The sequence below is a fragment of the Pedobacter sp. genome, assembly GCF_035566355.1.
In the GTDB taxonomy this organism is placed as follows: domain Bacteria; phylum Bacteroidota; class Bacteroidia; order Sphingobacteriales; family Sphingobacteriaceae; genus Pedobacter.
The window spans coordinates 1-10,317 of sequence record NZ_DATMRL010000331.1 but is presented as its reverse complement, the minus strand read 5'-3'; the positions used below and the strand labels follow the sequence as shown (position 1 = coordinate 10,317).

Here is a 10,317-nt window from a genome sequence, read left to right as displayed (position 1 = left end):
CAGTAAACTTACAATTGAGAAATTTTAGCTGGTCTACCAATCTTGTTTTTAGCTACAATAAAAATAAATTGCTGAATTACGGCATTCTTAATTCCTATCAGAATACTTCGGGAAACAAAGTAAATGCGACGTATTTTCCTGGTTATAGCTTATTGCCATTATTTGCTTATAGATATGCCGGACTTGACGTAATGGGTGATCCGATCATCAGGTTACAAAACGGTAGCACGACTAAGGCGTTTAATGCTGCCGGGGTAGACGATGTGGCTTATCAGGGCACAATTGTGCCGAAAATTAGTGGAGGTTTTTCTAACACTTTTAGCTATAAAGGTTTATCGTTATCAGCTAATATGATTTTTAATTTGGGACATGTGATGAGAAGGGACGTTAATGATTTTTACACGGGTAGATTAACCGGAGCAACTACTTCCTTTATTGGTAATATCAGTGCCTATTTCAACAATAGATGGAAAAAGCCAGGTGATGAGGCATTCACCGACATCCCGGCTTATGTCTCTAATATAAATGATAGCTATAATCGTAGAGATCTGAATTACTATTTCAAAGGAGATGTCAACGTAGTTAGTGCGTCCTACATTAAATTGAGAGATATAACCATGTCTTACAGCATTCCTTCCAGCATGCTTAGGCACCTGAAAATGCAGGCTGTCAATGTATTTGTACAGGCGACAAATTTTATGATATGGAAGAATAATGATTTAGGTATTGATCCCGAATTCCAGAATCTGTCGGCTGGGACAAGGAATATCCCTCCATTTAAACATTCCTTTAGTGTGGGCACAAATATTACGTTTTGATCTTAAAATATAGAAATGATGAATTTAAATTCTAATAATTTTACAATAGTAACCTGCTTCCTGTTGCTCTTTTTAAGTTCTTGCAAAAAGGACTTCCTTGAAGTGATTCCAAAGGGAAAACGGATTGCAGAGAATACGAGCGACTATAATTTGTTGATGAACAGCCCCGTATTTTATATGTACCAGTCGGGAGGCTGGCAGGCCGCTGTATTAATGGGTGATGAAATCGGGGCCGAGCAAGGCGAATTTAATTCGTCACGTCCTCAAGTTCAGCGCTACTTTCGTTGGGATGCCGTTATCTATGACCAACTGACCGACGAAGCTCAAGACCTGCGAAATTTCCTGCCAAATATATATGCATGCAACCTGATCATCAATGGAGTAATTAATTCAAAAAATGGCACTGAATCTGAGAAAAAGGTATTGCAAGCGGAAGCTGCTGCTACACGGGCTTGGATCTATTTTCAACTGGTCAATTTGTATGCTAAACCTTATCAGTCCAGTACTGCAAATACTGATCCTGGTTTTCCGGTGATAACTAAAGCAGATGTGATGGAAAACTATTTCAGCAGAGGAACAGTGCAGCAAACATATGACTTTATCCTTAACGATTTGAATACAGCAATACCAGATTTACCTATTAACCAGCCAATCGCCACGCGAATGAACAAAGCTGCAGCTAATGCGTTACTGGCTAAAGTATATTTGTTTATGGGGAAAGCTGATCTTGCCCTGCCACTGCTCAATGCCGCTTTTGATAATAATGCGGCAGCTGTCGCACCTGCGAAGTTATATGACTACAACGCTACATTCGCCCCTGGTGGATCTTTTCTTCCTATTTCTAGCCGGAGCGGACCGGCTTCACCCGGAAATATTGTGAATGATTTTACCGAGTCTGTACTTGCGAAAACTTTTGGCAATAGTTATGCTTCAGGAAACAGTGGAATTGTCATTACACCAGAGACAGCCGGACTCTATTCGACTGGGGATTTCCGTTTGAATTTTTATACTAATCTGAATATGAGTGGAGCCGTTATCCCTGGTGGCAGACTCCGTAAATATGGCGTTTCATTCAGTAAATTTGGTATTGCACTTTCCGAAATGTATCTCCTACGCGCGGAGTGTAAGGCGAGGCTTAATGATCTCATCGGTGCAAAAGCCGATTTAGAAACCCTCCGTATAAAGAGAATCGCACCTGCTAAGGCTTCCGTTCCTACCAATATAGCGGCTGACCGCATTCTACTGATCAAATTTATATTTGATGAACGTATCCGTGAATTTGCTGCGGAAGGATATCGTTGGTTTGACATGCGTAGACTGTCTGTTGATCCTTTATTTTCCGGGCTAACTTTTACCCATAACATTTATCCCGCGTCCGGACCTGCCCTTATAAATGAACTTCAGCTACCTGCACGTCTAGTTTTAAAATTGCCACCAAATATTATGGCAGCTAACCCCTCTTTCCAGAATAATCCGTAAAGAAATGATGAAAAAAATAAATATAATTATAATACTGTTGGTCATGGTATCAACAACATTTGGCCAAAAGCAATTTGTCCTTAAAGGTACGCTTGCAAAAGAAAAAAGCGGACTAGTCCGGCTTACCTATTTCAGTATGGGTAAGACTTATAAAGATTCTATCCGATTTACTGGAGGTACCTTTGAATTTAAAGGGACGATTGAAGCCCCTGTTGAGGCCTCAATCATTATCAATCCTCTGTATGGGCGTATTGATCGTGACCAATATTACGGTCAGGATATGCGTGATTTTTATCTGGAATTTGGACAAAATCAGATTATAAGTGATAAAGGTCTGAAAACTGCAGTTATCAAAAATGGGGCTGAACAAGCTGCTTTTGAAATTGTCCAGCACAACGAGCAAATGATCGCTAGGCAACTGGATTCTTTGAACATTTTAGCTGAGAAATATATGGCCGCTAACCATAAAGCTGGTATGGATTCATTGCGCATAGCTGCTGCAGGAATAATGAACAAGGGCAGACGCCTTGACAGTGCCTTTATAATGGAACATCCGCGTAGTTATGTAGCGCTTTCCAAATTAATGATGGCTGAGCTCAATGGTACACTTGAGTACCGGAACCTGAATGTCGCATTCGATGCCTTCAGTAAATCCATGCGTGATTCTTATAAAGGGAGATTTATTGAGCAACGTTTAAAAACGCGTGGGAAACTGTTGGTTGGTAAACCAGCACCTGAGATCAGTTTACCTGGTCCTGATGAAAAACTATTCCTGCTCAGTGAACTGAAAGGCAAAAATGTACTGGTGTGTTTTCTACAAAGTCCAACCAACCGGATTTTGGTAAATGCTTATCCTGAATTATCGGCCAGTAATATACAAGTCTATGCGATAACCTTCTCGGATGATCGTCTCTCTTGGAAATCATTAGTAGCTTCAGAAGCTTCGGAGTGGATCAATGTAAGGGATGACAACGAAGGACAGTCAACCGCCAAAGGTATGTTGAGTAAAGTTGGCAAAGACTATAATCTAACCCCCTCAAGTGCAAGTCAGTGCATTCTGCTAGATTCCAGTGGTCATATTCTATCAGGTATGATGCCGATTGATCCATCATTAGTTGAAAAAGTAAAAAAATTAATCCCTAATCATTTATGAAATTGATCGCAATAGTATTCGCAATACTGATCCCGTTTACATCACTGGCACAAGTCTCCATTACCATTCAGGGAAAAGTTTTGTCGAAAGGCAATTATAAACAAGTATATTTTTACGAACAGACCCAAACTAGAAGAGTGCCATTTGATTCTGTCGCGGTAACCGCCGGGGGTAGTTTTTTTAAAAAATTCAGCACATCAAAACCAGGTGTTTACCTGATTGGTTTAAATGAATTTGACAATGTCCCATTTTGGGCAGATAAAGAAAACCTGGTTGTTCAATTTATTGAAAAAAAGCCCGTTCAAATCGTTGGAGGAAAAGGCACAGCATTGATTCATAGCTTTAATCAACTTATGCAGGAACAATCAAAGCAAATGTCTTCGAATGATCCAAAGGTTAATCGAGCGGAAATACAGAAGAATTATAAAACCAGACTGATCAGTCTGATCAATGCTCATGCTGAAGAGCCGGCCGTGATCTACGCCTTGCGAATGCTGGATCGTAAAGCAGATGATAACTTTTTGAAAGAGATCAGCGCAAAATTGACGAAGGCCAATCCAAATAGTCTGGTTGTTGCCGATTTTGTTTTTGATCTCAGCAGACTTGATCTTGGAAAACCAGCTACGGAAATTGAGTATTTGACTGTAAAGGGGGAAAAAAGCTCATTGAAAAATAGTTTGGGAAAGGCACGTTATACGTTAGTAGACTTTTGGGGGACTTACTGCATTCCTTGTCGAGAAGGAATTCCAGGCATTAAAAAACTTTACGCGCAATACCAGTCCAAAGGTTTTGATGTATTAGCTATTTCTCTTGATACTAAGAATGACATCTGGATGAAGTCTCTGGCAGAAGAACAAATGCCATGGAGCCAGGGGCGTACTACCGATGGCGGGCGTAAAGTGATGGCCGATTATCGGTTTAGCGGCATTCCCTACCTGGCGTTGTTCGATCAGAAAGGGAATATTGTAGCTCTAGGCCTGCAACATGATGAGCTGGAACAAAAGTTGGAAGACTTAATGGGTAAACCAGACCCGGTAGTTGACACAGATAAGAAATCGAAAGCTTATGAAGCTTCCGGGGAGGCTTCATTGATTCAGCAGATTTTGAATACGACAGATCTTGAATCTTACCTAAAGTGTTTATCTGCGTTGGATGAAAATACCTTCAAATCCACCTACCTCAAAAATCTTGGAGACCACATCCAAATGAAAGATTACCAAATATCTAAATTAGGTTGGTCATTGCCTACCTATTTTAAACGTTATCAGGAGGTATTGAACTCTGGTACATTGTCGAAAGAAAACAAATTAAAAACCCTAAGGGAAATCGATCAAAATGAAATGGGTCTGGTAAGGCTAGTACTCGAACATGATCAGTACGAGAAATATCTAGGCCTGAGGTTATCCAAAAAACTTTTATTATAAAATAAACTCACATGATTAAAAAAATAACTGCGTGCTTAGGCATGCTGATGTGCATGGTATGTCTTATTTCGGCGGCGCAGCCTATCCCCCAGGATCCAAGCATAAGGAAAGGAAAGCTCGCAAATGGGTTTACCTATTACATAAAAGCAAATAAAATTCCCGAGAAGAGTGTGCAATTGCAGTTGGTAAATAATGTAGGCTCGATCTTGGAAGACGAAAAGGAGAGAGGATATGCGCACTTTATTGAACATATGAGTTTCAATGGTACAAAACATTTCCCTGGAAATGAAATGGTAGATTTTCTCGAGAAGGCGGGGGTAAAGTTTGGAGCAGACCTCAATGCCTATACTACCTTTGATGAGACGGTTTACGAATTGCCTTTAACGTTGAATAACTCAGGGATCCTTGTAAAAGGACTTCGAATTATGCGCGATTGGGCTCAGGAAGCCAGCCTGGATGCAAATGAAATTGAAAAAGAGAAAGGAGTAATTCTTGAAGAAAAGCGTTTAAAGTCAGGTATGCAAGACAGGATGAGCACACAGTATATGCCTATGGTATTTAATCATTCACGCTATGCTAACCGAAATCCAATCGGACTTGAGGAGGTCATCAACTCTGCCTCTTCGGAAACGTTGAAGCAATTTTATAAGAATTGGTACAGACCCGATTTGCAGGCGCTTATAGTTGTCGGGGACATTGATGTAAACTTCGTCGAAAATCAAGTTAAAATGCTATTTGGCTCATTAAAAAAGCCATTGAATGCTAAAAGCAGGATAGTGTATACTGTTCCTTTGGCACTTAAAGATCAGTATACGAAAGTCACAGATGCTGAAATGTCAGTCTCTACTATTCAGCTGATGCGTAAACAGGTTTCTAAACCAGTGGCTACGATTGCAGATTACAAGTCGGATGTCATCAGTACTATTTTCAGACAAATGCTGGCGTCTAGAATCAATGAAAGGAAATATAGTCAACAAGATCCTGCTTTTAAGTCTTTTACGGTTTCTGTGCAGCCTTTTGTAAGCGGGCTGAATATGTTTTCTTTTGAAGTATCTGCAACTGACGGGAAACTCAAAACTGCGTTTGAGCAAGGCTGGGCAATTCTGCTCCAGCTTAAAGCACATGGTTTTACAGCTTCTGAGCTCGAGCGTGCTAAAAAGCAATATCTGAGCGCCTTAGGCAACTCAGTGAAAAATAAAGAGCATCGCAGTTCAAAAGATTTTATAAGTGGCTTAAAGGATAATTATTTAAAAAATAGTGTATTACCATCGATCGAATGGGAACAACAGCTTGTTACCGGGTTTGTTCCGCTATTAAAGTTGTCAGATATCAATCCAATGATTAGTGATCTAATTCGGGATAACAACTTAGATATGCTGGTCATTGGACCGCAGTCGCAAAAAGATTTATTGCCAGATGAAGCCACGTTGAGGGACTGGATGAATACCCTAAGTGCAAAACAATATGTTCCATATAGGGAAGACAGTCTGCGTGGAGTGCTAATGCCGATATTACCTGTTGCCGGTAAAGTAACTGCGAAAGAACAACTTGATCAGACTGGTTTGACTAAGATTACCTTGAGTAACGGAATAAAGGTGGTTTTAAAACCAACCAATTTTAAAAAAGAAGAGATCCTTTTCAACGGATTTGGTCAGGGCGGGACGTTTTCTTTTAGCAAAGATCGATTTTATGATGCAAGTCTGGTTTCTTCCATTAGTGGGTTTGGTTTAGCGGGCTTTTCTCCTGTTGAACTTTCCCGAATGTTAAACGGAAAAACGTTAAGCATTTCTCCATATTTTTCCAATCGTTCTCATGGTATTAGTGGAATGAGCTCTACTACAGATATTGAAACCGCATTACAGATGCTTTATCTTCAATTTACCCAGCCAAGGGGAGATAGTGTGCGGTTTAATCTTCTAAAGGACCGGATCAAGGAGGGGGTAAGTAAACGGTATCTGAATCCTGAGACTATATTTTCAGATACCATTAATCATGTACTGAACAATTATGATTCAAGGTTTCTGCCACCAGACAGTAGCCGTATAAGTAGTGTTACGCTGGACAATGTATTGAAAATATATAGAGGGTATTTTGAAGATGCGTCCAAATTTACTTTCGTTTTTACCGGTGATTTTGAGACGGAAAAAATGATCCCTCTGTTGGAGCGCTATCTTGGTGCATTGCCAAGTAAACATCCATCGACCATTTTGGAGGAAGTAAATATCAAAATCCCTGCTGGTCAGATTACTAAAAAAGTGTACGCAGGAACAGAGAATAAATCTACTGTAAAGATCACATTATCTGGAGATTTTAAGTATACTCCCCTGAATAACTTGCTGCTGACTGCTTTGGGTGATATTTTAGAGATTAAGTTAATACAAACTCTTAGAGAGAAAGCCAGTGAAGTTTATAATCCTTCGGTAAAAGCGAGTTGTACTAAAGTTCCAGGGAGCTATAATATCAGTATTTCTTTTGGCTGTGCACCGTCAAACGTCGATAATCTTTATGAAATGGTCTCGGTTGAGTTACAAAAATTGCGTAATGAAGGACCTCAGGCTGAGGATATTTTAAAGTTTAAAGCTAACCAATTGAAAAATATAAGGTTATCTATTAAGGAGAATGGGTTTTGGCTGAGTTACTTGTCTAATCAGATGGAGAATCAGGAAGATCTTTCACAGGTAGATACTTTTGAAAAATATCTGGATCAGGTCACTGCAGTTTCACTGAAAACTGCTGCTGAAAATTATTTGAAGGAAGAGAATAAAATCACATTCATCTTACTACCTCAACGTTCCAAATAGGATGTTAGAATATATCTGAAAGATATGGCTCTTGTTATTGGTCCTGAAAGCTCGGCGTTCAGGACCAATAATCCTTAGCCTTCAGGCTGATTTCGAATTGCTTATCACTTGCTGATGTTGAAACAATCGAAGAATTTTATAAGGGCCATCCAGAAATGAAGAAGCTGTTTATAAATGCCTGGGATAAAGATGCCGGCCATTTTAATGTATATCCCCGGGGTAGTATCCGTCATGATCTAACCAGCTACCATCGCAGGGACTTTTATAAAATTTCGCTCTGCATTGGCGGAGGTACATTATGGTGATAAAGGTATTGTAAGGTTAACGCAGCTGCGCAGCAGATCATACTTATAAATGTAATCAGAAGTGATTTCATCCATCATTTTCAGGAAAAGATCAGTATTAATAGAAAATTCATTTATTTCAAAATCGAATGAGACAAAAGAAAATCTGTCGGTTTATTGAAACCAACAGATTTTCTTTTGTAACAGGGAAATACTCTATTTTATTTCGATAATATGGTAATTATCTTTTTGGCAACAAGATCTGCTGAAGCAGGGTTTTGTCCGGTAATTAAATTGCCGTCCTGAACTGCAAATGGTTCCCAATCTTTACCTTTTACGTATTTAGCTCCTCTATCTTTGAGCATATTCTCTAATGAAAAAGGAACTAAATTAGTAGACTGACCGGCCTCTTCTTCGCTATTTGTAAATCCGGCAATAATTTTACCTTTAATTAAGTATTCGCCATCTTTCCCCTTTACATTTTTTAATGCTGCGGGTGCATGACAGACAAAGGCTATAGGTTTTCCTTCATTGAAGAAAGATTCAATTAAAGAAATAGAATAGCTATTTTGAGGAAGATCCCACATTGGTCCATGTCCACCAGGATAGAATATCGCATCATAGTCTTTAGCTTGAATAGTTTTCAGGTTTAGAGTTTTATTTAGTATTTGTTGTGCAGCAGGATCAGTTAAAAATCTCTTAACTGAAGCAGTTGCATAATCACCAATAGTGCTTTTAGGATCAATAGGAGCTTTTCCTCCAGCGGGGGAGGCAACAGTTACTTTGAATCCTTTTGCAGTCAGAAGATAATATGGAGTTGTAAATTCTTCAAGCCAGATACCTGTTTTTGCGCCATTCCCAACCTCTCCAAATGAGGTTACAACAATTAATACTTTTTTGTTTTTCATAGGGTTTATATTTTTGGTTGCTTTTTGTGCGAATACCTGGATAGACAAGAGTAACAACAGGATAATCGCATAACTTGGTTTACTTTTCATGATTTTTTTTATACAAATTTCCCTAATTGGATCCTGTTTATTCAAGGATGTAGATCACAAAATCAATGTGCGTTAGGTCACATTAGTATACATTTACTTGAAGCAGATTATTTTTGTGTTCATGAAAAATTCCGATCTGAATACTTATTTTGCAATATATTTATGCATATGTATACTCGATTAAGGCATCATTTTGAAGAATTTATACAGTTAACAAACGAAGAATTCGACTACGTTTGCTCTTTTTTTCGATATACAAAATTCCGTAGGCATACCATATTAATCCAGCCTGGAGAATTAGTGGAGCATGAATATTTTATCATTAAAGGACTCTTGAAAACCTTCCTTGTGGATGAAAATGGGAAGGAGCATATTCTTCAATTTGCCATGGAGAATTGGTGGGTCTCGGATTATCAGGCACTGAACACCCATGAGCGTTCTAGTTTTAATATCCAATGTCTTGAGGATGTAGAGGCTTTTTATCTCTCTCTTGCCGACAAAAACAGACTTTGCAGCGAAATGCATAAAATGGAGCACTTTTTTAGAATGAAATCAACCTCAGGTTTTCTCAGTCTTCAAAAAAGAGTAATAGCACTCATGAAAAATGATGCTTTATCAAGATATAATCAACTGTATGAACAGTACCCCTCTCTTTTTCAAAGGGTAACAAAATCGATGATAGCGGCTTATCTTGGTGTGTCTAGAGAAACACTTAGCCGCTTCAACATACGGCAAGTGCAAAAATAGAGTTGCTGTTCCTTTTTCATTTTGACCGAATAAAAGAATAATTTATTAACCGCCTGGACAAGGCCTGGGTGGTTGATGTTTGAAACTCGTATGGACGATTTTTTAGTGCCAATTCGGTTGTAGTTTTATCAGATTTATAATATATTCGTTTAACCATAAACCAAATATGCCGGGGTATCAATCTTTTACAGACGCAGAACTATTCTCGTTGTTATGCAACGGTGATCATCGGGCATACACCGAAATTTACGACCGATATAGTGGACTTCTTTATGTTCACGCTTACAAGAGAATTAGAAATAGGGAAGACGCAAAGGATCTGATTCATGAATTATTTACTGTTTTATGGAGTAAGCGTGACCAGATTGTTTTAAAAACGGAGTTGTCTGCCTACCTGTACGGTGCTGTCAGGAATCGCATAATTGACTTTGTGAATCGCAATAAGTTGCATGTCAATTATATCGGGTCTTTTGAAGGTTTTTTGAATAGTGGAACCAATATTACGGATCATGCAGTTCGGCAAAAGGAGTTGAATTTGTTGATTGAGAAAGAAGTAGACGCTTTGCCGGAGAAGATGAGGCAAGTATTTAATCTGAGCAGAAATGAATGTTAC

At 38.9% G+C, this 10,317-nt stretch carries 8 protein-coding genes and 1 pseudogene; 8 read left to right on the top strand and 1 reads right to left on the bottom strand.

Annotation, left to right across the window (positions count from 1 at the left end):
* The 6 genes and pseudogenes from VNZ46_RS12815 to VNZ46_RS12790 all read left to right on the top strand — a co-directional run.
* A pseudogene (locus VNZ46_RS12815) lies at positions 1-818 on the top strand (hypothetical protein); the annotation flags it as partial.
* Between the two features lie 15 nt (positions 819-833).
* Complete coding sequence (locus tag VNZ46_RS12810; protein ID WP_325560509.1) at positions 834-2,297, top strand: RagB/SusD family nutrient uptake outer membrane protein; 1,464 nt, start codon at positions 834-836, stop codon at positions 2,295-2,297.
* A 43-nt stretch (positions 2,298-2,340) separates the two neighbouring features.
* Positions 2,341-3,450 (top strand): DUF4369 domain-containing protein, encoded by a 1,110-nt coding sequence (locus VNZ46_RS12805; RefSeq protein WP_325560508.1) that lies wholly within the window; start codon positions 2,341-2,343, stop codon positions 3,448-3,450.
* Positions 3,447-4,874 (top strand): TlpA disulfide reductase family protein, encoded by a 1,428-nt coding sequence (locus VNZ46_RS12800; RefSeq protein WP_325560507.1) that lies wholly within the window; start codon positions 3,447-3,449, stop codon positions 4,872-4,874. Before VNZ46_RS12805 ends, VNZ46_RS12800 begins: the two co-directional genes overlap by 4 nt.
* Before the next feature lie 11 nt (positions 4,875-4,885).
* A complete protein-coding gene (locus tag VNZ46_RS12795) occupies positions 4,886-7,675 on the top strand; it encodes a M16 family metallopeptidase (RefSeq protein ID WP_325560506.1) in 2,790 nt (929 codons plus the stop codon).
* A gap of 155 nt (positions 7,676-7,830) precedes the next feature.
* Positions 7,831-7,980, top strand: a complete 150-nt coding sequence (locus VNZ46_RS12790) for a hypothetical protein (RefSeq protein WP_325560505.1) — start codon at positions 7,831-7,833, stop codon at positions 7,978-7,980.
* 200 nt (positions 7,981-8,180) lie between these two features.
* Here VNZ46_RS12790 and VNZ46_RS12785 read toward each other — a convergent pair whose 3' ends face one another.
* Positions 8,181-8,957: a type 1 glutamine amidotransferase domain-containing protein gene (locus tag VNZ46_RS12785; RefSeq protein WP_325560504.1), complete on the bottom strand. Its 777-nt coding sequence runs from the start codon at positions 8,955-8,957 to the stop codon at positions 8,181-8,183.
* 162 nt (positions 8,958-9,119) lie between these two features.
* Between VNZ46_RS12785 and VNZ46_RS12780 the strand changes: the two genes are divergently transcribed.
* Entirely contained in the window at positions 9,120-9,704 is a 585-nt protein-coding gene (locus VNZ46_RS12780) for a Crp/Fnr family transcriptional regulator (RefSeq protein ID WP_325560503.1), read from the top strand.
* 166 nt (positions 9,705-9,870) lie between these two features.
* Positions 9,871-10,317 (top strand): RNA polymerase sigma factor (locus VNZ46_RS12775; protein WP_325560502.1); only part of this gene is annotated, 447 nt, incomplete at its 3' end.

Excerpts from the sequence above, each read along its gene's own strand:
- VNZ46_RS12780 (WP_325560503.1), top strand. The coding sequence starts at position 9,120 with ATGCATATGTATACTCGATTAAGGCATCATTTTGAAGAATTTATACAG.
- VNZ46_RS12790 (WP_325560505.1), top strand. The coding sequence starts at position 7,831 with ATGAAGAAGCTGTTTATAAATGCCTGGGATAAAGATGCCGGCCATTTT.
- VNZ46_RS12795 (WP_325560506.1), top strand. The coding sequence starts at position 4,886 with ATGATTAAAAAAATAACTGCGTGCTTAGGCATGCTGATGTGCATGGTA.
- VNZ46_RS12805 (WP_325560508.1), top strand. The coding sequence starts at position 2,341 with ATGGTATCAACAACATTTGGCCAAAAGCAATTTGTCCTTAAAGGTACG.
- VNZ46_RS12785 (WP_325560504.1), bottom strand. The coding sequence starts at position 8,957 with ATGAAAAGTAAACCAAGTTATGCGATTATCCTGTTGTTACTCTTGTCT.
- VNZ46_RS12810 (WP_325560509.1), top strand. The coding sequence starts at position 834 with ATGATGAATTTAAATTCTAATAATTTTACAATAGTAACCTGCTTCCTG.
- VNZ46_RS12800 (WP_325560507.1), top strand. The coding sequence starts at position 3,447 with ATGAAATTGATCGCAATAGTATTCGCAATACTGATCCCGTTTACATCA.